Raw genomic sequence first — 21,751 nt, forward strand, 5'->3', positions numbered from 1 at the left:
GCCCGCCCACCGTCGCGGGACCCTTGGCGGCATGGATGCCGCCAAGGAGCTTACAAGGACGTACTTGCAGCGTGTCCTGCGATGGTGGGCGGGCAAGGGCCCTGCAACAAAGACGCAGACCATCCGCTCTCAGCCCATCCCACCATTGATGCCGATGACCTGGCCGTTGATGTAACCGGCGGACTCCGAACACAGAAACGCCACCAGCGCAGCGACTTCCTCGGGTTTGCCCACGCGTCCGGCCGGCACCAGTTGCTTGATGACGTCCGGGGCAAAGCTCTCGCCGACCATCTCGCTTTCGATCACGCCGGGCGCAACCACATTGACGGCGATACCGCGGCTGGCCATCTCGCGCGACAGCGACTTGCTGGCGCCGTGCAGCGCCGCCTTGGCCGCGGCGTAGTTGGTCTGCCCGCGATTGCCCAGCACCGCCGCCACCGACGACACGCTGACGATACGGCCCCAGCGCGTACGCGCCATCGGCAGCAACAAGGGCTGGGTGACGTTGAAGAACCCATGCAGCGACACATCGATGACCCGATGCCACTGCGCGGCCTGCATGCCCGCCATGGGCGCGTCGTCGTGGATGCCGGCGTTGTTGACCACGATCTGGATCGGGCCGCTGTCCAGCAGGGCCTCCAGCGCGGCCGTGGCGGCCTGCGCATCGGCCACGTCGAAGGCCACCGCTTCTGCGCTGCCGCCGTCGGCGACGATTGCAGCCACCACGTCTTCGGCACGTGCCAGGTTGCGGTTGGCATGCACGATCACATGCCGCCCCTGCGCCGCCAGCTGACGGCAGATGGCGCCGCCAAGATCGCCACTGCCGCCGGTGACCAGGGCGCGGCGCTGAGGAACGGAGATGCTCATGGAATCCTCGATGGAAGCCGCAGCAGCGACGGCGGAAAGAGCGTCATCCTAACCACTGGCAGCAAGCGCAGGAATAGATCGCCAGCCTGTTGATTGCCCACATTGCGTAGAGGCACGCTGGCGCGCGATGAGGCCTTCCCAGCAAAACCACATCGCGCGCAGGCACGCTCCTACAGCCCTTCCGTGGCCTGCGCGGCGCCCAGCATCACCGTGGCGCGGCCTTCGGCCAGCAGCCGCTCGCCGTGGCTCAGGCGAAAGCTGTACTGCTGGCTGTCCTCGCCCTGCATCAACACCTGCGCTTCGCACACGATCGCGTCGGGCAGCTGCTCCAGATAGGCCACCTGCAGTTCCACGCCGCGCAGGGCCACCAGCATGCCCGGGCGCACCGGCCTGCCCGAGGCACGGCCCAGCAGACCGCCGTGCACCGCCATCGCCTGCGCCCCGTATTCGCACAGATGCAGGGCGCGCAGGCGCCCGGCGGCGCGCAACGGATGCGTGTCATCGCGGTGCGCGTGGCTGCGCAGCACGATGCGCTGCGCATCCCATTCCACCACGTCTTCCCACAGGCACATCGCGCCCTGGTGCGGAATCAAGGCGGCAATCGCGTCACGTCCCTGCATGCGGATCTCCGTTGGCCACGCGTTCCAGCGCCGGTTCGCGCGACACCAGCAAGGCCAGAATGAAATTGAACAACACCCCCAGCGCCACCGTGCTTCCGATGGCGCGCAATACCGGAATGCTGGAGGCGGCCAGCAACGCGAACACCAGCAGCGTCATCAGGCTGCACACGATCAGCGCATGCAGCGTGCGCAGCTGATCGGCATGGTCGTCGCCGGCATGGTCGAAGAACAAGGCGTAATCCAGACCAAGCCCGGCCGCCAGGATCAGCGCGATCAGGTGGAACAGATTCAGCTCCACGCCGGTGCCGCGCAGGATGGCCAGGATCAGCACCGTGGTCAGCGCCATCGGCAGCAGCACGCGCGCGATGCGGCGCGGGCTGCGCAGCGCGATCGCCACCGTCGCCGCCAGCAACACCGCTGCCAGCACCAGGGCGCCAAGCACGCGGCCGCGGTAGGCCGCCACCAACGACTCGGAGGCGTCCTTCAGATCCAGCAGCTGCGCGCCGCTGCCGTCCACCGCCGCCGCCAGCACCGCCGGATCGCGCAGGCCGGTCAACGACACCAGCGCGGTGCTGCGATCGCCATGGCTCAGCAACAGGCCACCGACCGAGGTGGCCAGCGGCGAGCCGGACAGATCCTCCGGGCGCAGCGGCGCGGCATGCTTGGCCGTGTCCAGATCCTGCAGGAAGGGCGCAAACGCGTCGCTGCGCAATGGTGTGGTCGCCACCGCCTGCTCGGTCATCGCGCGCGCCTGCGCGGCACTTGGCAACGCTGCCTGACGTGCCTGCTGGGTCCGCGCACTGGGCAGGTAACGCGCGGCCATGTCGTAGCCGGTCAGCGCGCCATCGCGCACCAGTGCGTCCAGGCGCGGGCGCAACTGCTCGCTGGCCTGCAGCGCGGCTTCGTCGCTGGCGGCAGGCACGGCAAGCACGTAGCGCACATCCGGCGCACCCAGTTCCTGGCGCAGGTGGGTGTCCTGGGCCAGTGCCTTCGGCGGCACCGGCGTGAGCTTGGACAGATCGTTCTGCCAGAACTGGCCGGGCGCCAACGCGATCACCGCGATGCCGACCACCGCCACCACCGCCAAACTGATGCGTGGCCGCGGCAGCCGCGCGATGCCGCGCCACAGCGTGGCCAGCAGGCGCGAATCGGCGTAGTCGCGCGGTGCCGGGTCGATCAGCCACGGCAACAGCCAGCGCGTGGTGATGGCCGCCGCCGCCAGCCCGGCAATGGTGAACACCGCCAGCTGGCGCAGGCCGTCCACCCCGGAGAACAGGAAGGTCACGTACGCGATGCAGGTGGACACCACGCCCGTGGCCAGCGTCGGCCACAGGTGCCGTGCGTTGGCGCGCGGGTCCAGACCGGGGCGCTGATGGCTGAACAGGTGGATCGGGTAATCCTGCACCACGCCGATCAAGGTAAAGCCGAAGGCTACGGTGATCCCGTGCACGCCATCGAACAGCAGCGCCACCGCGCCCAGGCCGGCCAGGCCGGCGCTCGCCAGCGGCAGCACGCCAAGCACCGGGATCTTCCAGCTGCGATAAGCGACCAGCAGCAACAGCACCAGGCCCACCGTATCCAGGGTCCCGATCCACTGCGCCTCGCCCTGGGTGCGTGCGGTGATTTCCACCGCGAATGCGCCCGGCCCGGTCAGCGTCAGCTGCGTGGAGGTGCCCTTGCCCACCTTCGCGAAGGCCGCTTGCACGGCATCGTAAGCCTGCTGCTGTCCGGTGGGGTCGAACCCGGCTGCGCGCGTCTGCACGATCAACAGCGCCGATGTGCCGGCACGGTCGAACCACACGTCATTGCGTGTCTGTGGTGCGGCCGCTGGCTGCAGGGTCTCGGCCAGATGCAGGATTTCCAGTGTGGGATCACGTGGCAGCAACGGCTCGACCATGGCCGCTGCCGGCGAGCCCAGGTCCTGCACGCGCGCCTGCAACGCTGCTTCCAGCGTTGGTGCATCCAGCGGGGTCGTGTCGAAGCTGTCGCTGAGCAGGTAGCGGTACGGCAGCAAGCGCCCCGGAATCGCCTGCAGCCCTGCGTTGCCGCCGTTGCCGACCAGTTCGAACAGATCCGGCTGCGCGGACAACGCTTGTTGTAGTTGCTGCGATTGTTCGGCAAGCACGACCGGATCGCTGTTGGACAGCGCCATCAGCAGCAGCCGCGAACCAGGGCCTTCGCCGAGTTCTTCAATCAGCAGTTTTTGCGCCGGCGTGCGCGGAGCGGGCATGAATTTGCGCAAATCCCCAGTGACCTTGAGCGTTTCGCTCAACCAGAGCCCGGCCACTGCCAGCAATGCCAGCCACAACAGCGCCAGGCCGATGCGGCGGTTTGCGTTCAATTTAAACGCCATGGTGTGGATGTCCTGCTGCAGCGGCCGACCGCTTACCGGCCGCGCGCGCGGCATGCAACGTCATCGGCAGCACACGATTTGTTGCTGCCAATGGTGTGATTTTTCTGGAGACGACCGGTGCAGCCGTTCCGCGCGCGGTCACGCGCCCGAACCGTGGCAGAGCGTGGTCAGTGCCGCCGCGTCGGTGACACTGGCCGCCTCGCGCGCAGCGCCGGCCAGCAGCGTGCGCTGCAGCTCGCCCTTGACCGGCACGCTCTCGATGCAACGCAGCTCGTCATTGCGGCCGTACAGGCGCAATTCGCGCACCTGCCTGGCCACGGCGGCGTCCTTGGGCTGCAGCGTCAGCTGCCAGGCCTGCGGCTGGCCCTGCCCACTGAGGCGGTACTGCTGTTCCAGCAGCGCGCGGTCGCCGGCCAGCAGCGCGCCGAAGCCGGATTTCAGCCCGGCCAGCTCGGGCACGCGGCGCAACGAGAAGCGACGCGGCGGCTTGCCGTCGCGTTCCAGCACGCCTTCGTCGCCGGTCAAGGTGGTGGTTTCGTGGTACGGCGCGCTTACCTCGCGCACCAGCGTCTGCGCATCCGGGCGGCGGTAGTGGCCCTGCACGCGCAGCGGCGTCTTCAGCAGCGCCGAGCCACGCAGTTCGACGAACTCGGTACTGACCGGGGCCGGGCGCGCCAGGCGCTGCAGCACCTGGCCCACATCCAGGGTCTCAGGCGGTGCGGCGCATAGCGGTGCGGCGCTGGACAGCAGTATCAGCATCCACGGCAGGGTGCGGCGCATCGGCATGGTGGGTGTTCCAGAAATCGTAGAAGTTGAACCAGTTGTATGGCGCGTAGCGGGTGTAATGTTCCAGCCTGGCAGCGTAATCGCGCATGAGTACCGCCAGCGCCGGGGCGCGCTGGCGACGCGGCAGGTCCAGGCCTTCGCTGAAGGTCTCGAAGGCCAGCTCGTAATGGTTGCCACCGCGATACAGGCCGAACGCCAGCACCACCGGCACCTTGAGCGCGGCGGCGATCAGCCAAGGCGAGGTCGGGAACATCGCATTGCGGCCCAGGAACATCGCCGGCAGCGCCGGGTCGCCCTCGCGCGGGCGGTCGATCAGCAGCGCCACCAGCGCACCGGCGTCGGTGGCTTCCTTGATCGCCATGACGATCGAGGTGGCGTCCATCCCGGCATCGATGATGTTGGCGGCCAGCTGCGGATTGAGCGCGCCCAGCAGGTCGGTCAGGGCACGATTGTGCGCCTTGTCCAGCACCACCTTGACCTGCACGTCCGGGCGCTCGGTGGCCAGCACGCGCAGCGCGTCGAAACTGCCCAGGTGCGAACCGAAGATCAGCACGCCGCAGCCGCGATCCATCTGCGTGTGCAGCTGGTCCAGGCCGGTGATGTCCACGCGGAAGCGCTGCATCTGCCCACACAGCATGTACACCCGATCCAGGATGGTGGAGGCGAAGGTGTGGATATGCCGGGCCACCTCGCGCAGCGTTGCCTCACGGCCCAGCACCCGCGCCAGGTAGGCACGCGAGGCGGCGCGTTCGGGCGCACGCACCAGCAGGAAGTACAGCGTGATCGGGTAGAGCATCGCCCGCCCCACCGCGCGCCCGGCGTGGCGGGCGATGCCGCGGATCAGCCATAGGGCAAAGCGTCCGCCGCCTTCGGGGCGCTGTTTCCAGTGATTGCTCATGCCATTGCCTCGGCCACCAGTTCGCCGCTGACCAGCAGCTGGTCGGCGCGCTGCACGCGAAAGCGCCAGCGCGGGCCATCGCCTTCCAGCGTGACCGACGCGGTCTGGCCCGGCAGCAGCGGCTGCGCGAACTTCACCTGCGGCAGGCGTGCCGCCGCACGCGGGCCGTGCAGCGCTTCCACGGCTTGCAGCACATGGTCGAGCACGACCACGCCGGGCACCACGGGGCGACCCGGGAAGTGCCCGGGCAGGCAGGGATGGTCATGCGGCACGACGAAATCCATAAGCGTAGAACTCAGATCCTGGGTTGAAGCATTGCAGCCACGGCCTTGTGTGCCTGCTTGGTCAATTGCTGGCGGTCCGGTGCATCCGGCCCGGCGACGGCGATGGGCGCGCCGATGCGCACGCGGATGATGCCGGGGCGCACCCTGAACACACCATCTACCGGCAACACCTTGCCACAGCCATCCAGCGCCACCGGGACCACCTGCACGCCAGCATCGATAGCGGCCTGCAGCAGCCCGGCCTTGAATGGCAATAATGCGCCGCTACGGCTACGGGTGCCTTCGGGAAACAGACACAACTGCTTGCCCTCGCGCAGCAGCGCGGCCGCCTGCCGCCGCACCAGCGCTCCGGCCCGGCGGCTGTCGCGGTCCAGGAACAGCATGCCGGTGGCGCGCGCATACCAGTTCACGAACGGCACCTTGAGCATTTCTTCCTTGAGCAGAAAACGCAGTGGCACCGGCAGTGCGTAGAACAGCGCGCAGATGTCGATGATCGACTGGTGGTTGCTGACGAACAGGTAGTTCCTGGACCAATCGACCTGGTCGCGCCCTTCCACAATCACCCGGGCGCCCGCGCCGCGGAACAGCACCGGCGCCCACATCCAGCCGCCCATGCGCAGCAGGCGGTCGGCATCGCGGGTCAGTGCCAGCAGCAACAGCGCATAGACGATGCCGCCAGCGGTAAACGCCAGCGTGAAGGCCAGTTGCAGCAGATTGAATACGGCCCACGCCAGGCGCGACGGCATCCTTGCCAACGGCATTTTTGTCTTGTCCCCGAAACTGTGCACGAACGTCGGTGCCCTTGAGCTACGCCGTCAGCGTAGCAAATCGCGCCAGAAGTCCGGCCCGAGCCGCGCCATCTGCCGCATGAAGTCCAGCAGATTACGGTAGGGCCGCTGCGGAAACCAGCGGGCGCGCAAGCAATATTCCCCGACGAAGAACCCGCCCAGCACGCCATAGGCGAGCAGGTTGGCAAACAACGAGGCGCGCGCATCGCTGATCGGCAGTGGCGAGGCAATGCCCAGTTGCGCCAGCACGCCACTGGGTTCTGCGCACAGGCCCAGCACCAGGTTGACCAGGGCCAACCCGCACAGCAGCAGCGCCCAGGCCAGGGTGAGGCGGCGCGTATAGCGGTACTGCGCCGGGGTCAGCGGCACGCCGGCCTGGCGGTACAGCCCTTCGACGATGCGGGTAATCAACGGCGTGCGCCCGCGGCGCAGGCTGCGCCCGAAGAACCAGGCGATCCAACCGGTGAACACCACCGGCGGCGCGGCCAGCAACAGCATCGCGTACGGCGACTGCCACAACGCCCACAGACCGGCCAGGGTCGCCAGCGCCAGCATCCAGGCCCACGGCCGACGGCCGACCATCGGCTCGATCAGCACCATCAGCACCAACAGGCCGCCGGCCACCACGGCCAGTTCGGGGCGATGACTGGCGTTGGCCCAATGCGCCAGCGGCGAGTACGCCACCGCCAGCAGCACGCCCACGCCCAGCACCCAAGGCGCAGACTCGCCAGGCGCGGCGGCGGGCGCCTCAGACGGTCTTGTTGGCTTGGACATGCGCCGACAATGCGCGCAACGACGCGAAGATGCGACGGTTTTCGTCGTTGTCCGAGCGCAGCTGGAAGCCGTAGCGCTTGCTGATCGCCAGCGCCAGTTCCAGTGCATCGATCGAATCCAGCCCCAACCCGGTGTTGAACAATGGCGCCTCTGGCTCGATGTCGGCGGGTTGGACGTCTTCCAGGTTCAGGCTTTCGACCAGGAGTTCGGCCAGTTCACGTTCGGCAGCGGTTTGCGAAGACATCCAGAGGGTTTCCAGGGTAAAAGGTCGTGGCAGAGGGGACCAGCGCGCCAACCGGGCACCAAGGCCGATGGTCGTGGTGGGCGAGGCATCGAGCCGGCAGTGTACGTAGCGTACCTGTCGGGTCGCGCGCCCGGCCCAGCGCGCATCCGGCGATCGCCCTGTCCTTGCAATGGTCGTCCTGTGAGGGACAGACGGCCCGCACAGCAGTCCGGGCCGCCGGTCAGGCTATCATGACTGCATCACGCTCGCCCGCTGCAGGTTCGTTCCAGGATGACTTCTCCCGTTGTTCGCCCCATCCCGGCCGCCGGGCCGGCCCCCGGACCGGAGTGTCCGGACGTCGTGATCGTTGGCGGCGGACCGGCTGGTTGCGCTGCGGCCATTGTACTGGCCGAGCTCGGTTGGGCGGTGACACTGCTGGAGAAGGCACAGCATCCGCGCTTTCATATCGGCGAATCGCTGCTGCCGATGAACATGCCCATTCTCGAGCGCCTGGGCGTGCTGGAACAGGTGCGCCGCATCGGCGTGCTCAAGCGCGGCGCGGATTTTCCCAACGATGCCGGCGGCTACAACACATTCCGCTTTTCGCACGCGCTCGATGCCAAGGCCGACTTCGCCTTCCAGGTCCCGCGCGCGCAGTTCGACGAGGTGCTGTTCGCGCGCGCACGGGCAGTAGGCGTGGATGCACGCGAGCAGGTCGCGGTGGAACAGGTGGACCTGGACGGCGGCCAACCGCTGCTGCGGGCGCGCACGGCCGACGGCCAGGTACAGCAGTTCCGCCCGCGCTACCTGCTCGACGCCAGCGGCCGTGACACCTTCCTGGGCAACCGGCTCAAACTCAAACGCGCCAATGCCAAGCACCAGTCTGCCGCGCTGTTCAGCCACTTCCGCGGCGTGACCCGCCGCCCGGGCGAGGATGCCGGCAACATCAGCATCTACCGGCATGCACATGGCTGGATGTGGCTGATCCCGTTGCCCGACGACATCATGAGCGTGGGCGCGGTCTGCTACCCCGAATACATGAAGACGCGCAAGGGCGACAGCGAGGGGTTTCTGATGCGCACGCTGGCGCTCAACGTCGAAGTCACCGAGCGTATGGCTGGTGCGCAGCGCGTGGCGCCGGTGCATGCCACCGGCAACTACGCCTACGCATGCACGCGCATGGCCGGGCCGCGCTGGCTGATGCTCGGCGATGCCTACACCTTCGTCGATCCGATGTTTTCCTCCGGCGTGTTCCTGGCCATGCACAGCGCCGAACGCGGCGCGGCGATGGTGGACGCGGCGCTGCGCACGCCGCAGCACGAAGCCAGGCTGCAGCGCGCATTGCAGCGTGAGCTCAACCGCGGCATCGACGAATTCAAGTGGTTCATCTACCGCTTCACCTCGCCGACCATGCGCAGCCTGTTCGCGCAACCGCAGAACGTGCTGCAGCTGGAACAGGCCGTGGTGGCGATGCTGGCCGGCGATGTGTTCGACAGCCCCAAAGTTCGCCTGCGCCTGCGCGCCTTCCGCGCCATCTACGCACTCACCACGCTGTCGATGCTGCCGCGTGCCTGGCACTCGTGGCGCCAACGCCGGCGCCAGGCCAGGTTCGGTTTCGACGGCGACACCTTGCACCGAGACAGTCAATGACCGCTTCCCCCGCGCCTACTGCGCAGCCCCTGCGCGCTCCCCGCCTGCAGGTCGATTATGTCGACCAGACCGACCCGGCCGCGCTACTGACCGATCAGCAGGTGCTGGCGGTATTCGGCTTTGGCACAACTGCGTCACGCCTGCACGACCCGCGCTATCTGCGTGTGCCGCTGCAGCCGTACCAGGCCGATGTGCTGGAAGTGTGGCGTACCGATGCGCCGGTGCGTAGCGGCCGCGATGGCAACATCGCCTGGTCCAGCGACGGCCGCCTGCAGTTCGGCGTGATCGAAATCGACGAGCAGGATGTCGATATCGAAGACGCCGCCGCCAAGGCCTATGCCGAGATCACATCCTTCGTCAGCGGCAGCGACACGCCGCGCCTGTTGCGCATCTGGAACTACCTGGATGCCATCACCCTGGGCAGCGGCGACCGCGAACGCTACCGCCAGTTCTGCGTGGGCCGCGCACGCGGGCTGGGCGCATTCGACACCGCGCAGCTACCGGCCGCTACCGCGGTGGGTCGCTGCGATGCCGAACGCGTCATCCAGATCTACTGGCTGGCCGCCGCCGAGGCCGGCCTGCCGCTGGAAAACCCGCGCCAGGTCAGTGCCTACAACTACCCGCGCCAGTACGGCCCGCAGCCGCCAAGTTTCGCCCGCGCGATGTTGCCGCCGGCCGGTAGCGACATGCCGCTGCTGCTCTCGGGCACCGCCGCTGTGGTCGGGCATGCCTCGATGCATACCGGCCAATTGCTGGCGCAGTTGGAAGAAACCTTCGCCAATTTCGATGCCCTGCTCGGTGCTGCACGGACGCATGCACCTGCCCTGCCCGCGCAGTTCGGCGCCGGCACACGGCTGAAGGTGTATGTGCGCGAGCAGGACGACCTGGCCAAGGTCGCTCACGCCCTGGATGCGCGCTTCGGTGATGCGGTTCCGCGCCTGCTGCTGCACGCGGTGATCTGCCGCGACGAGCTGGCGGTGGAGATCGATGGCGTGCATGGGTGAGCCTGCACTGCGGCAGCCGGCAGCTCCGCGTGCTGGACCGCCCGGTGCCCGGCGCTGGCAAGCGCTCTGCGCGGTCATGATCGCCGCTGTGTCACGCCGCGCGGCACCCGCAGCGCACTGAACGGCATGCCCGGCGCGCTGCTGCGCGATTGCAGCGCTCAGCCGTTGAGCAGGCCCAGCACCAGATCACGCGGCAGCTTGCCGGTTTCGTTGCGCGGCAGTACCGCGAGCTTGCGCAGGCGGCGCGGCAGGAACACCGGATCGATGCTGGCGCGCAGCGCGGCAAGGATCTGCGCTTCGTCCAGCGCAGGCGCCACCACCAGTGCGGCGATGCGTCCGACGGCTTGTCCGGCGTCGGGCGTGAGTTGCACGACGATGCCATCGATCACGCCAGGAACGGCGAGCAGGCGGCGGGTGAGATCGGCCAGCGAAGCGCGCTTGCCGGCGATTTCCAGCAGGTCGGCCTGGCGCCCGCGCACCTGGAAGCGGCCGTCTTCGGCAACATCCATCATGTCGGCCAGCAACACCGGTGTGGCCAGATGCGGGGCATGCACCAACGTGCCGGCCTCCTGCACCTGCAACCGCACGCCCGGCAGCGGGGTCCAAGCCGCTTCCAGCGCGGTGCGACGCACGGCGAACACGCAGGTCTCGGTGGAGCCGAACATCTCGCGCACTTCCCCGCCGAAGCGCGCCTCGGCCGCCGCCGCGACCTCCTGCGCCAGCGGTGCCGTGGCCGAGACGATGCCCACCAACGGCGGCAGTACCACGCCCGATTCGACCAGCGCGCGCAGATGCACCGGCGTGGTCACCAGCACGCGCGGCTCCGGAATCTCTGCCAGCGCACGCGCCACATCGTCCGGAAAGAACGGGCGCCCGGCATGTACCGCCAACGCGGTCACCATCGGCAACAGCACCGACAATTCCATGCCGTACATGTGCTGCGGCGGTACCGTGGCCACCACATGCGGCACCGCATCGGTGTGCGCCCACAGGCTTTGCAGCGCCACCAGATCCTGTCGCGTGCTGGTCAGAAAGCTACCCCAGGTCTTGGGATTAGGTTGCGGTGCACCGGTACTTCCGGAGGTGAAGCCGATCGCCACCAAGGCATCGTCGGCCAGCAGCGGGATCGGGCCATCGGCCTGCGGCAGCTCGGCCGGCAGCTGCCAGTAACGCGGCGGCGCCAGCTCCAGCGACAGATCGCCCAGGCAATAGGTGTCGGCATGGCGTGCCTGCACTTCGCCGACCACGGCCGGCGCGCGCGAGGACGGCAGCAGCGACACCTGCCCGCGCAGCGCGCAGGCATAGAACGCCACCATGAAGTGGTAGCGGTCTTCGCATAGATTCACCGCGTGGCGGCCTTGCGGCAGTTGCTGTGCCAGACCGTGCACGTGCGCTGTGAAGGTTGCCAGATCCACCGACTGTCCCGCGCGCCACGCCAGCGGCCGGCCAGGCGCGCCGACGGCCATGGGGTGGGAAAGGGCAGGAGCAGACAGGCTGGGCATGTGCATCGACAATCGCAAAAGCGCGCTAGCTTGGCGCCCCGCCCGGGCCGCTGGCAAGTCGGCAGGTCGCCAGCCCGGGGCACGCATGCGCCGCTGGCGCGCTGCCGGTGTTCCCGAGGCCGCGGCGACGAAGCCACCAGGCCACGGATCTTCGGCCATTGTCGCGCTCGCCAGGCGCGCTGGTGACTGCGCGTGGACAACCGCCGCATGACCTGTGGCCCAAGCCTTGCGTGCGGATGAGCTGCTAGGCTTGGCCGTTCTCTTCAGTACCCCGTCGTTGCCGATGCCCAGATTGCTGCCGTTGACCCTTCTGCTGCTGACTGCCGCCGCGCACGCGCAGTCCGCCGCACCGCTCACCATTGAACGGGTCATGGCCGATCCGGACTGGATCGGGCCGTCGGTCGATCAGGCATGGTGGCAATGGGACGGCAAACAGGTGCAATACCTGCTCAAGCGCGACGACAGCCCGGTGCGCGACACCTACCGCCAGGGCATCGACGGTGCCGCCGCCGAACGCGTCGCCGATACCGCCCGCGCCGGCCTGGATGCCGCCAACCCCAGCTATGACGCCACCCGCCAGCGCATGTTGTTCGCGCGCAACGGCGACATCTTCCTGCGCGATCTGCGCTCGGGCGCGCTCACCCAGCTGACCCGCAGCAACGAGGTCGAATCGCGGCCGCAGTTCGCCAGCGATGGCGGTGCGATCTGGCGTGCCGGCAACAACTGGTACCACTGGCGCTCCGATGGCGGCACTGCGCAGGTTGCCGTGGTCAAGGCCGAGCGCGACCCCAATGCCGTGCCCAAGGCCGATACGTTGCGCGAGCAGCAACTGGCCACCCTGGCGACGCTGCGGGACGACCGCGAACAGCGCGATGCGCTGCGCAGCCAGGAAGATGCCTGGCGCCGTGCCGATGCCACCCGCGCCGCCGCGCCGGTGTATCTGGGCGATGAAGTCGAGATCGTCGACAGCGCCTTGTCGCCGGACGGCCGCCACCTGCTGGTGGTCACCCAGGCCAAGAGCGCCGAAGAAGGCCAGGCCGGCAAGATGCCCAAGTACGTCACCGAATCCGGTTACGAGGAATTCCAGGAAGTGCGTACCCGCGTGGGACGCAATGACCCGGTCGCGCACACGCTGTGGCTGGTGGATGTCACCGCCGGCAGTGCGCGGCAGCTCTCGTTCGACGCGCTGCCGGGCATCGCCACCGACCCGCTGGCAAGCCTGCGCAAGGCCGCCAAGCGCGATGCGCTCAAGGGCAACCGCACCGTGCGCGTGGAAAGCGATGGCGATGGCAGCGGCCCGGCCGTGCACTGGAGCGACGACGGCCGCAACGTGGCAGTGGAAATCCGCGCCACCGACAACAAGGACCGCTGGATCGCCAGCGTGGATCTGGACACGGCCAAGCTGCAGCCACGCCATCGGCTGAGCGATGGCGCCTGGATCAGCTGGGACTTCAACGATTTCGGTTGGCTGCCCGACAACCGCACGCTGTGGCTGCTGTCCGAAGAATCCGGTTATTCGCACCTGTATACCGTGGACGGCAACGGCAAGCCGCGCCAGCGCACGCGTGGCAAGTGGGAAGTGTCACTGCCGGTGCCCAGTACCGATGGCAGCGGCATGTACTTCCTGTGCAACCAGAAGTGGCCGGGCGACTACGAGGTGTGCAAGCTCGACCTGCGCACCGACCAGCTCACCGAAGTGACCGCTTTGAACGGCGTGGAAGGCTTCAGCCTGTCGCCGAACGGGCAGCAGCTGTTGGTGCGTTACTCCGGTGCGTATCTGCCGCCGCAACTGGCGGTGGTGCCGGCCGCCGGCGGCCAGGCCAGGGTACTCACCGATACGCGCACAGCAGCCTTCAAGGCGCAGTCGTGGATCGCACCGCAATACGTACAGATACCCTCCAAGCATGGAGCCGGCACGGTCTGGGGCAAGTACTACGGCCCGCAGACGCCCGAGCCGGGCAAGCAGTATCCGATCGTGATGTTCGTGCACGGCGCCGGCTACCTGCAGAACGTTTCGCAACGCTATACGCCGTATTTCCGCGAGCAGATGTTCCACAACCTACTGGTGCAGCAGGGCTACATCGTGCTGGATCTGGACTATCGCGCCTCCGAAGGCTACGGCCGCGACTGGCGCACCGCGATCTACCGCAACATGGGCCACCCGGAACTGGAAGACTACCTGGACGGGCTGGACTGGCTGGTGACCACCAAGCAGGGTGACCGTGCGCGTGCCGGCATCTATGGCGGTTCCTACGGCGGTTTCATGACCTACATGGCGCTGTTCCGCAGCCCAGGCACGTTCAAGGCGGGCGCGGCGCTGCGGCCAGTGGGCGACTGGATGCAGTACAACCACGAGTACACCTCCAACATTCTCAACACGCCCGAGCTCGACCCGCAGGCGTACAAGACGTCCTCGCCGATCAACTACGCCGATGGGCTGCAGGACCATCTGCTGATCGCGCACGGCATGATCGACGACAACGTGTTCTTCAAGGACTCGGTGGACATGACGCAGAAGCTGATCGAGTTGCACAAGGACAACTGGCAGGTGGCGCCGTATCCGCTGGAACGCCACGGCTTTACCCGCGCCGACGCGTGGCTGGACGAGTACAAGCGCATCCTCAAGCTGTTCAACGAACAGGTGAAGCCACAGCGCTGAGCCGATGCTGCGCCCATTGCGAGATGGGCGCAGCGAGCGCGCAAGGAACAGGGCATCGCGTCTGCGGCCCCTGCAGGCGAGCGGCAGCGCCTGCCGTGCAAGCGCATGCCGCGTTGCCATGCGCTCACCTGCCCGTACGCCGGTGGCTCTAAGCTTGGTACCAGGATCGGCAAAGCGATGCTGCATTCGCGCCCTGCTGCACCGGTCTGCCGCATGCCCGGTGCGCCGCCTGCTTGGTGGCGATCGTCAACGACGTCGGCGCATACGAGGAGAGGCGATGGGCCTGTGGGACCGTTTGTTTGGACGCAACACCGCCGCGGCAAAGACGCCGCGCACCGAGCCCACCGTGGCGCCGGCCGCTATAGAAGAAGACGCGACAGCGGCCAGCGCCATCGACCCGGCCCTGCAACCGGCGCTGGCTGCATTCCAGCGTGGCGATCACGTTGGCGCCTACAGCGCGGCGTTGGCGCAGCTGCAGACCGGTGCCGACGCGCAACGGCTGTGCGCGTTGTCGCTGAGCGCACTGGATCGCTACCGCGAGGCCTATCCGCATTGGCTGGCCCTGTATGAGCTGGAGCCCACAGCGCACAACGCGTTGCAGCTGGCCGCCACCGCGGTGATGTGCAACGAGATCGCGCGCGGTGAGCAGTGGTTGCTGACCTTCGACGATCTCAACGCGCACGAACGCGCGACTTCGCCGGCCGTTGCACGCACCAGCTTCCTGACCGCGCTGACCCGCGCCGGCCACGGCGCGCAGGCCCTGCCGCATCTGGAATGGCTGCGCGAGGCGTACGCCGGCATGTCAATCACAGACAGTCATTTTCTCTCCGTGCGCGGCCTGCCGTTCCTGGAGGCGTTCCTGGAACGCAGCACGCCGTTGCTGCGCCAGTGCCTGCCGGCCGATGCCCTGCCCGGCTGGTATGCACAGCTGCAACCCGCGCTGGACCCGCCCGGGCAGGCGGTGGTGGCGGCGCACATCGCCGCGCTGCAATGAACGCCCCGCACCGCACCGCGTTGCAGCCGCGCGGCGGGTTGGTGACGCCACTGGCCTGGGTGTCGCTGTTGCTGGGCGCGGCCAGTGCGCTGGCCAATCTGTTGCAGGTCGTGGTGCTGGTGGCGGTGCCCGATGCCGGTACGCTTGCGCTGCCTGCCGGCATGCGGATCCCGCACGCCTGGCAATGGCTGATCGACCATGCGATGGCGCTGTCGCTGCTCGGCGTGGTGCTGTCGGTCGCGTTTGCCTGGCTGAGCTGGGCGCTGCTGCAGCGCCGCGAATGGGCACGCATCGGTTTCGTCGTGGTGTTGCTCGCCACCGGCCTGCTGAACTTCGCCGGGCTGGCCCTGATCGGGCCGCTGTTCGACTGCGTGCAGGCAATGCTGCCTGCCGAACTGGTGCACAGCCCCGAATGGCCGCAATTGCAGGTGCGTCTACAGGCCACCCGGCAAATGGCGCTGGTCCTCACCGGGCTGGGTGCACTGGCCATCGGCGGCCTGCACGCGGCGCTGGCCTGGCGGCTGTGCACGCCAGCGGTGCGCGCCGAGTTCAGCTGAGCGACTGCACGCGCCGCACCTCGCCCTGCGACAAACGAGCGCGCGTGGGTGGGCGCACTGGCGGCGAGACACGATTTAGAATCGGAGCATGAACGAATTCGACCGTGTACGCGATTATCTGACCGACCTGCAGGACCGCATCTGCGCCGCCGTAGAAGCCGCCGATGGCCGGGCGCGCTTCTCCGAAGACCTGTGGCAACGCGAGGAAGGTGGTGGCGGGCGCACCCGCATCCTGCGCGATGGTGCGGTATTCGAACAGGCCGGCATCGGTTTTTCAGACGTCTCCGGCACCCGCCTGCCGCCCTCGGCCAGTGCCCACCGCCCCGAACTGGCGGGCGCCACCTGGCGCGCCTGCGGGGTGTCGCTGGTGTTCCATCCGCACAATCCGCATGTGCCCACCACGCACATGAACGTGCGCTACTTTCGCGCCGAACGCGATGGCGAGGTGGTGGCGGCGTGGTTCGGCGGCGGCTTCGACCTGACCCCGTTCTACCCGGTGGACGAAGACGTGCAGCACTGGCATCGCACCGCGCAGGCGCTGTGTGTGCCGTTCGGCGAGGAACGCTACGCCGCGCACAAGCGCTGGTGCGACGAGTATTTCTTCCTGCGCCACCGCAACGAAACGCGTGGCGTGGGCGGCCTGTTCTTCGACGACCTGGGCCAGGACTTCGAACGCGACTTCGCCTACCAGCAGGCGGTGGGCAATGGCTTCCTGGACGCCTACATGCCGATCGTGCAGCGCCGCAAGGACCAGCCTTTCGGCGAGCGCGAACGCGAGTTCCAGCTGTACCGCCGCGGGCGCTATGTGGAGTTCAACCTGGTCTACGACCGCGGCACCTTGTTCGGGCTGCAAAGCGGCGGGCGAGCGGAGAGCATCTTGATGAGCCTGCCGCCGCGGGTGCGCTGGGAGTACGGCCATGCAGCCGAGCCTGGCAGTGCCGAAGCGCGCTTGCTGGATTATCTGGTGCCCCGCGACTGGCTGGGTTGATCTATCGGCGGCTGGCGGCTGGCAAGCGTGGTCCGGCCGTTGGCTTTTCCGTCTGCATTGATGCAGGCGGCCAGCGCCGCCATATAAACCTGAATTGGCGAGATGAAACACTGTGTTGATTCAGTGGATTAATTTGGCCTATTCAAATTTGTGATTAAGACATACTGCGCAAACAGCGCGCAACATCCCAAAGCGTGCCGCAGCGCAAGGCAATCCGCGCTTTCAACCGTAGAAAATAAAAAGCCCCGCAGACCAGGGGGAGGTCGGCGGGGCCAGGGAACGGAAACTTGGGGAGGAGTTTCCGCTCCGAGATCTGCTCCAGGGGATGGGAGAGATCTGCCGACAGGCGTTGCGCCCGTCGAGGGATATAACACCACTTTCCACATTGATGGATCGTGAAGATAACTGTTAAAAAAATGTAGAATTTAGCGGTTATTCATTCCCTCGACGCTGATGCAGTTGCGTTATCACGCGCGCTCCGTATAACTGATCTGTGTATCCAGCATATCGCTGGAATTCATCACGTCAGTGCGCCTGGTCCCAGTTATCGCCAATGCCCGAATCCACCACCAGCGGCACGCGCAACGCGGCGGCAGCGGCCATGCGCGTGGTGACTTCGGCCAGTAGCGTATCGACGAAATCGATGTCTGCTTCGAACACTAGTTCATCGTGCACCTGCAGGATCATCTGTGCGCGTTGCGCGTGGTCGGCGATCCAGCCATCCACGCTGACCATGGCGCGCTTGATGATGTCGGCGGCGGTGCCCTGCATCGGGGCGTTGATGGCGGCGCGCTCGGCGCCGGCGCGCTGGCCCTGGCTGCCGGCGTTGATGAAGTCCAGATACAGGCGGCGGCCGAACACGGTTTCCACGTAGCCCTTGTCGCGCGCCTGCTGGCGCGTGGTCTCCATGAAGTCGCGCACGCCCGGGTAGCGGCTGAAGTACAGCGCGATGTAGTCCTGCGCTTCGCCACGGCCGATGCCGAGCTGACGTGCCAGGCCGAAGGCGCTCATGCCGTACATCAGGCCGAAGTTGATCGCCTTGGCGGCGCGGCGCTCATCCCCGCTGACGGTGTCGATGGTGCGGCCGAACACCTCGGCGGCGGTGGCGCGGTGCACGTCGGCACCGGACTCGAACGCGCCCACCAGGCCGGGGTCGCCGGACAGGTGCGCCATGATGCGCAGCTCGATCTGCGAATAGTCGCAGGCGATCAGCTTGCGCCCGGCCGGGGCGACGAAGGCGCGGCGAATGCGGCGGCCGTCTTCGGTGCGGATCGGGATGTTCTGCAGATTCGGGTCGGACGAGGACAACCGCCCGGTGGCGGCGCCGGCCTGGTGGTAGCTGGTGTGCACGCGCCCGGACTGCGGGTGGATCATCTCCGGCAGCTTGTCGGTGTAGGTGCTGCGCAGCTTGGCCAGGCCGCGGTACTCCAGGATCACCCGCGGCAGTTCGTGCTGGTCGGCGATGGCTTCCAGCGCCTCCTCATTCGTCGAGGGCTGGCCCTTGGGCGTCTTGACCACGGCGGGCAGCTTGAGCTCGTCGAACAGCAGCGCCTGCAGCTGCTTGGGCGAATCCAGGTTGAAGGTGCGCCCGGCCAGCTCGGTGGCCTTCTGCTGGGCGGCGAGCATGCGCTTGGACAGGTCCGCGCTCTGGCGGCGCAGTTCGGCTGCGTCCACGCACACGCCGTTGGCCTCGATGCGCGCCAGCACGCTCACCAGCGGCATTTCGATCTCGCGATAGACGCGCTCCAGGCTGGGCTCGGCGGCCAGGCGCTGGCCCAGCACCTGGTGCAGGCGCAGGGTGATGTCGGCGTCTTCGGCAGCGTAGCCGGTGGCGTCTTCCAGGCTGACATGGGCGAACGGGATCTGCTTGGCGCCCTTGCCGCAGATGTCTTCGTACTTGACCGTGTCGTAGCCCAGATAGCGCTTGGCCAGGCTGTCCATGTCGTGGCGGGCGCTGCCGGAATTGAGCACGAAGCTCTCCAGCAAGGTGTCGTCGGCATAGCCGGCCAGCTCCACGCCGTGGCGGCGCATCACGTGCAGGTCGTACTTGCCGTGCTGGCCGAGCTTGCGCACGGCCGGGTCGGTGAGCAGCGGTGCCAGCTGCGCCAGTGCCTGGGTGCGGTCGAGCTGGGCCGGGGCGCCGGGGAAGTCGTGGCCGAACGGCAGGTAGGCCGCCTGACCAGGCTCGGCGGCGACGCTGAGGCCGATCAGGTTGGCCTGCAGGGCATCCAGGCTGTCGGTTTCGGTATCGAAGGCGAACTGGCCGGCGGCGCGCAGGCGGGCGATCCAGCTGTCCAGCTGTTCCTGGGTGAGGATGGTGGCGTACTGGCCGGGCGCGGCCAGTGCCGGGTCGATATCCACCGGCGCACTGGCCGGGCCGGAGACGAAGCCGGTGCCGCGGGCGCGGCCGGGTTCGGTGCGGGCCACCGCCATCGCTTCGGTCTGCACGCCGGCGGCGGCGGCGCCACCGAGTTCGCGCAGCGCCTGGCTGAAGCCGTAGCGGGCATACAGCGCAGCCAGCGTTTCGCTGTTGGGCTCGCGCAGCTCCAGCGCGCGCGGGCCGCTGGCCAGCACCACGTCGGTCTTGATGGTGACCAGCTCGCGGTTGAGCGGCAGCCGCGGCAAGGCGGCGCGCAGGTTGTCGCCGATCTTGCCCTTGATCTTGTCGGCGTTGGCGATGACCCCGTCGAGCGAGTCGTATTCGGCCAGCCATTTGGCGGCGGTCTTGGGGCCGCACTTTTCCACGCCGGGCACGTTGTCGATGGTATCGCCCATCAGCGCCAGCAGGTCCACGATCTGGTCGGGGCGCACGCCGAACTTGGCGATCACCGCTTCGTCCGAGTCCATGCGGCTGCCGCTCATGGTGTTGACCAGTTCGATGCCCGGACGCACCAGCTGGGCGAAGTCCTTGTCGCCAGTGGAGATGGTGACGGCCAGGCCATCGCTGGCACCTTGCAACGCCAGCGTGCCGATCACATCGTCCGCTTCCACGCCGTCGATGCGCAGGATGTCGATGCCCAGCGCATGCACGATGTCGCACATGGGCTGCACCTGCGCGCGCAAGTCGTCGGGCATCGACGGGCGGTTGGCCTTGTAGTCGGCATACAAGTCATCACGAAATGTCTTGCCGGGCGCATCCACCACGAAGGCGACGTAGGCCGGGCGCTCCTTCAAGGTGGCTCGCAGCATGTTGACCACGCCGAACAAGGCGCCGGTGGGCTCGCCCTGGGCGTTGGTCAGCGGCGGAAGCGCGTGGAACGCGCGATACAGGTAACTGGACCCGTCGATCAGGACTAATCTGCTCATGGCCCGATTCTACGCTGCACGCCCACAGCGCACCCGGCCGGCGCATACTCGGCGGCGACCTCACACGGACCATCACGATGAACAAAGCACGTTTCTTGCTGCTGCCGCTAGTGCTGCTTGGCGGCTGTGCCACCACCAATCCTGGCGGCGGCGATGTGCCAGCCAATGCCGACGTCACCAGCAAGACCATGGGCAATGGCGACAAGGTGGACGAATACCGCGTCAACGGTGAACTGGAAATGGTGCGCGTCACGCCGGCACGCGGTGCGCCGTATTTCCTCTACGACCGCGACCACGATGGACACACCGATGCGGAGAAGGACAAGGTCAACAAGGTACATTGGCAGCTGTATAGCTGGTGATTCGGGAATCGGGAATCGGGAATCGTAGAGCGTAAGCACGGCGGCGTTGCCGGCCGCTCGTGCCGGCAATGCTCAGCGTTCTTCCAGCGGGCCGGTGACGCGTTGCAGGTCGTCGATGCCGGCCGGGGCCAGTTCCTTCATCAAGGCCAGGAAGTCGCAGCCCACCAGGCGCTGGGCGCGGCGCAACAGCATCGGGACCGGGCTGGAAGGCTCGCAGCGCGCGTAGTAGGCGCAGATCTCGTCCAGGCGGCGCAGCACATCGTCCGGGCCGGCAATGGCACCGGGTGGGCGGGCGCTGCTGGATGCCACCTCGCCCTCGCCTGCCGGCGCGGCGTCGGCCTCCGGCGTGCCGGCGGTGGCACCGCCGTCGCGCGCCCGCCAATGCGGCAACACGAAGCGCTCCAGCTCGCGTAGGTCGGTCAACAGCGGGCGCAGGTCTGGCGCGGCGGTGCCCAGGCGTTCGGTCAGCAGGGCGTCGATCGCACGCGTGCGCGCCAGCGCATCGGTGATGGCCTGGGCAGAGGCGGCCAGGGTCTCGAGCGCGCAGTCCAGGCAGCAGGCTTCGATCTCGGCCAGGCTGGGGCCGCTCTGCCCGTCGGCTAGCTTGATGCTGCCGTTGGCTACGCGCAGGTCGCGCAGGCTGAAACGGCCCAGCCGCGGCGACTGCACGAATGCGGTGGTGCGCAGCGCGCCCAGCAGGCCCATGGGGTCGCTCAGGCCGACCAGGGCGTTGACGCGCGAGGTGGGGTCGTTGTCGTCGTCGGCATCCAGTTGCGGGTGCACGCTGTCCCAATGCTGCTCCAGCAGGCCGTGGATCAGCGCCAGGGTGTCGGCCCAGCCGGGCAGCCCGCGCAAGCGCAGCCAGGCCGCGCCGAGCCGGCTGGCCACGCGCAGGTCGCGGCTGCGCCGGCTCAGCTCCAGCGCCAGCGTCTGCACCTTGTCCCAGTCCGGCTCTTCGGCGGCAATGACGGCATCGCCCAGGCTGCGCTCGGCGCGGATGGCCGAGTCGCGCTCCAGGCGCAGGAAGTCCGGGTCGTATTCCAGATCCGGGCCGGCCGGTGCGTCGTCGCTGACCGGTGCGAGCAGGGTCTGCAGGGTGCTGTCGTCGTGCATGGCATGGGCTCCGTCGGGGGAGC

Annotated in this window: 19 protein-coding genes; 7 read left to right on the forward strand and 12 right to left on the reverse strand. The window is 67.8% G+C overall.

Going from position 1 to position 21,751, the window contains the following annotated elements; genetic code table 11:
* Positions 1 to 129: 129 nt before the first annotated feature.
* The 9 genes from fabG to xanC all read right to left on the reverse strand — a co-directional run bounded on the left by fabG (position 130) and on the right by xanC (position 7,614).
* Entirely contained in the window at positions 130 to 867 is a 738-nt protein-coding gene (gene fabG / locus XcuCFBP2542_RS14200) for a 3-oxoacyl-ACP reductase FabG (protein ID WP_104604182.1), read from the reverse strand.
* A 170-nt stretch (positions 868 to 1,037) separates the two neighbouring features.
* On the reverse strand, positions 1,038 to 1,487 hold the full coding sequence (locus XcuCFBP2542_RS14205) for a hotdog family protein (protein WP_104604183.1): 450 nt from the start codon (positions 1,485 to 1,487) through the stop codon (positions 1,038 to 1,040).
* Positions 1,474 to 3,840 carry an MMPL family transporter gene (locus tag XcuCFBP2542_RS14210; RefSeq protein WP_104604226.1) on the reverse strand — a complete coding sequence of 789 codons (2,367 nt, stop codon included), beginning with the start codon at positions 3,838 to 3,840 and terminating at the stop codon, positions 1,474 to 1,476. The genes XcuCFBP2542_RS14205 and XcuCFBP2542_RS14210 overlap by 14 nt, the downstream gene beginning before the upstream one ends.
* Before the next feature lie 138 nt (positions 3,841 to 3,978).
* The gene (locus XcuCFBP2542_RS14215) at positions 3,979 to 4,626 is read right to left on the reverse strand and encodes a LolA-related protein (protein ID WP_104604184.1); all 648 of its coding nucleotides are present in this window, start codon (positions 4,624 to 4,626) and stop codon (positions 3,979 to 3,981) included.
* Positions 4,550 to 5,524 (reverse strand): lysophospholipid acyltransferase family protein, encoded by a 975-nt coding sequence (locus tag XcuCFBP2542_RS14220; RefSeq protein ID WP_104604185.1) that lies wholly within the window; start codon positions 5,522 to 5,524, stop codon positions 4,550 to 4,552. Before XcuCFBP2542_RS14220 ends, XcuCFBP2542_RS14215 begins: the two co-directional genes overlap by 77 nt.
* Entirely contained in the window at positions 5,521 to 5,808 is a 288-nt protein-coding gene (locus XcuCFBP2542_RS14225) for an ApeI family dehydratase (RefSeq protein WP_104604186.1), read from the reverse strand. Before XcuCFBP2542_RS14225 ends, XcuCFBP2542_RS14220 begins: the two co-directional genes overlap by 4 nt.
* 11 nt (positions 5,809 to 5,819) lie before the next feature.
* Positions 5,820 to 6,569 carry a lysophospholipid acyltransferase family protein gene (locus XcuCFBP2542_RS14230; RefSeq protein ID WP_104604187.1) on the reverse strand — a complete coding sequence of 250 codons (750 nt, stop codon included), beginning with the start codon at positions 6,567 to 6,569 and terminating at the stop codon, positions 5,820 to 5,822.
* A gap of 54 nt (positions 6,570 to 6,623) precedes the next feature.
* Positions 6,624 to 7,307 (reverse strand): COG4648 family protein, encoded by a 684-nt coding sequence (locus tag XcuCFBP2542_RS14235; protein ID WP_167526992.1) that lies wholly within the window; start codon positions 7,305 to 7,307, stop codon positions 6,624 to 6,626.
* 37 nt (positions 7,308 to 7,344) lie between these two features.
* Complete coding sequence (gene xanC / locus XcuCFBP2542_RS14240) at positions 7,345 to 7,614, reverse strand: xanthomonadin biosynthesis acyl carrier protein XanC (RefSeq protein WP_104604189.1); 270 nt, start codon at positions 7,612 to 7,614, stop codon at positions 7,345 to 7,347.
* 294 nt (positions 7,615 to 7,908) lie between these two features.
* Here xanC and XcuCFBP2542_RS14245 point away from each other — a divergent pair, with 294 nt between their 5' ends.
* Together XcuCFBP2542_RS14245 and XcuCFBP2542_RS14250 are read left to right on the forward strand one after the other, a co-directional pair.
* Positions 7,909 to 9,243 (forward strand): NAD(P)/FAD-dependent oxidoreductase, encoded by a 1,335-nt coding sequence (locus XcuCFBP2542_RS14245; RefSeq protein WP_104604228.1) that lies wholly within the window; start codon positions 7,909 to 7,911, stop codon positions 9,241 to 9,243.
* A complete protein-coding gene (locus XcuCFBP2542_RS14250) occupies positions 9,240 to 10,247 on the forward strand; it encodes a chorismate transformation FkbO/Hyg5 family protein (RefSeq protein WP_170066993.1) in 1,008 nt (335 codons plus the stop codon). Before XcuCFBP2542_RS14245 ends, XcuCFBP2542_RS14250 begins: the two co-directional genes overlap by 4 nt.
* A 158-nt stretch (positions 10,248 to 10,405) precedes the next feature.
* Here the strand turns inward: XcuCFBP2542_RS14250 and XcuCFBP2542_RS14255 are convergent, their stop codons facing one another.
* On the reverse strand, positions 10,406 to 11,749 hold the full coding sequence (locus XcuCFBP2542_RS14255) for an AMP-binding protein (protein ID WP_104604190.1): 1,344 nt from the start codon (positions 11,747 to 11,749) through the stop codon (positions 10,406 to 10,408).
* A gap of 292 nt (positions 11,750 to 12,041) precedes the next feature.
* Between XcuCFBP2542_RS14255 and XcuCFBP2542_RS14260 the strand changes: the two genes are divergently transcribed.
* From XcuCFBP2542_RS14260 to hemF, 4 genes are all read left to right on the forward strand, one after another.
* Positions 12,042 to 14,408, forward strand: a complete 2,367-nt coding sequence (locus XcuCFBP2542_RS14260) for a S9 family peptidase (RefSeq protein WP_104604191.1) — start codon at positions 12,042 to 12,044, stop codon at positions 14,406 to 14,408.
* 277 nt (positions 14,409 to 14,685) lie between these two features.
* Positions 14,686 to 15,402 (forward strand): hypothetical protein, encoded by a 717-nt coding sequence (locus XcuCFBP2542_RS14265; RefSeq protein ID WP_104604192.1) that lies wholly within the window; start codon positions 14,686 to 14,688, stop codon positions 15,400 to 15,402.
* Positions 15,399 to 15,959: a hypothetical protein gene (locus tag XcuCFBP2542_RS14270; RefSeq protein ID WP_104604193.1), complete on the forward strand. Its 561-nt coding sequence runs from the start codon at positions 15,399 to 15,401 to the stop codon at positions 15,957 to 15,959. Before XcuCFBP2542_RS14265 ends, XcuCFBP2542_RS14270 begins: the two co-directional genes overlap by 4 nt.
* An 88-nt stretch (positions 15,960 to 16,047) precedes the next feature.
* Positions 16,048 to 16,947, forward strand: coding sequence for an oxygen-dependent coproporphyrinogen oxidase (gene hemF / locus XcuCFBP2542_RS14275; RefSeq protein WP_104604194.1), 900 nt, complete (start codon positions 16,048 to 16,050; stop codon positions 16,945 to 16,947).
* A gap of 525 nt (positions 16,948 to 17,472) precedes the next feature.
* On the opposite strand, the gene polA is transcribed toward hemF, so the two are convergent.
* Positions 17,473 to 20,253, reverse strand: a complete 2,781-nt coding sequence (gene polA / locus XcuCFBP2542_RS14280) for a DNA polymerase I (protein WP_104604195.1) — start codon at positions 20,251 to 20,253, stop codon at positions 17,473 to 17,475.
* A 77-nt stretch (positions 20,254 to 20,330) separates the two neighbouring features.
* On the opposite strand from polA, the gene XcuCFBP2542_RS14285 reads away from it, so the two are divergent.
* Positions 20,331 to 20,615: a DUF2782 domain-containing protein gene (locus XcuCFBP2542_RS14285; protein WP_104604196.1), complete on the forward strand. Its 285-nt coding sequence runs from the start codon at positions 20,331 to 20,333 to the stop codon at positions 20,613 to 20,615.
* Between the two features lie 72 nt (positions 20,616 to 20,687).
* Here XcuCFBP2542_RS14285 and tssA read toward each other — a convergent pair whose 3' ends face one another.
* Positions 20,688 to 21,728, reverse strand: a complete 1,041-nt coding sequence (tssA, locus tag XcuCFBP2542_RS14290; RefSeq protein WP_104604197.1) for a type VI secretion system protein TssA — start codon at positions 21,726 to 21,728, stop codon at positions 20,688 to 20,690.
* Between the last annotated feature and the right edge of the window lie 23 nt (positions 21,729 to 21,751).

The sequence above is a fragment of the Xanthomonas cucurbitae genome (assembly GCF_002939885.1).
GTDB classification, from domain to species: Bacteria; Pseudomonadota; Gammaproteobacteria; order Xanthomonadales; family Xanthomonadaceae; genus Xanthomonas; species Xanthomonas cucurbitae.

Excerpts from the sequence above, each read along its gene's own strand:
- fabG (WP_104604182.1), bottom strand. The coding sequence starts at position 867 with ATGAGCATCTCCGTTCCTCAGCGCCGCGCCCTGGTCACCGGCGGCAGT.
- XcuCFBP2542_RS14205 (WP_104604183.1), bottom strand. The coding sequence starts at position 1,487 with ATGCAGGGACGTGACGCGATTGCCGCCTTGATTCCGCACCAGGGCGCG.
- XcuCFBP2542_RS14210 (WP_104604226.1), bottom strand. The coding sequence starts at position 3,840 with ATGGCGTTTAAATTGAACGCAAACCGCCGCATCGGCCTGGCGCTGTTG.
- XcuCFBP2542_RS14215 (WP_104604184.1), bottom strand. The coding sequence starts at position 4,626 with ATGCCGATGCGCCGCACCCTGCCGTGGATGCTGATACTGCTGTCCAGC.
- XcuCFBP2542_RS14220 (WP_104604185.1), bottom strand. The coding sequence starts at position 5,524 with ATGAGCAATCACTGGAAACAGCGCCCCGAAGGCGGCGGACGCTTTGCC.
- XcuCFBP2542_RS14225 (WP_104604186.1), bottom strand. The coding sequence starts at position 5,808 with ATGGATTTCGTCGTGCCGCATGACCATCCCTGCCTGCCCGGGCACTTC.
- XcuCFBP2542_RS14230 (WP_104604187.1), bottom strand. The coding sequence starts at position 6,569 with ATGCCGTTGGCAAGGATGCCGTCGCGCCTGGCGTGGGCCGTATTCAAT.
- xanC (WP_104604189.1), bottom strand. The coding sequence starts at position 7,614 with ATGTCTTCGCAAACCGCTGCCGAACGTGAACTGGCCGAACTCCTGGTC.
- XcuCFBP2542_RS14250 (WP_170066993.1), top strand. The coding sequence starts at position 9,240 with ATGACCGCTTCCCCCGCGCCTACTGCGCAGCCCCTGCGCGCTCCCCGC.
- XcuCFBP2542_RS14255 (WP_104604190.1), bottom strand. The coding sequence starts at position 11,749 with ATGCCCAGCCTGTCTGCTCCTGCCCTTTCCCACCCCATGGCCGTCGGC.
- XcuCFBP2542_RS14265 (WP_104604192.1), top strand. The coding sequence starts at position 14,686 with ATGGGCCTGTGGGACCGTTTGTTTGGACGCAACACCGCCGCGGCAAAG.
- XcuCFBP2542_RS14270 (WP_104604193.1), top strand. The coding sequence starts at position 15,399 with ATGAACGCCCCGCACCGCACCGCGTTGCAGCCGCGCGGCGGGTTGGTG.
- hemF (WP_104604194.1), top strand. The coding sequence starts at position 16,048 with ATGAACGAATTCGACCGTGTACGCGATTATCTGACCGACCTGCAGGAC.
- polA (WP_104604195.1), bottom strand. The coding sequence starts at position 20,253 with ATGAGCAGATTAGTCCTGATCGACGGGTCCAGTTACCTGTATCGCGCG.
- XcuCFBP2542_RS14285 (WP_104604196.1), top strand. The coding sequence starts at position 20,331 with ATGAACAAAGCACGTTTCTTGCTGCTGCCGCTAGTGCTGCTTGGCGGC.
- tssA (WP_104604197.1), bottom strand. The coding sequence starts at position 21,728 with ATGCACGACGACAGCACCCTGCAGACCCTGCTCGCACCGGTCAGCGAC.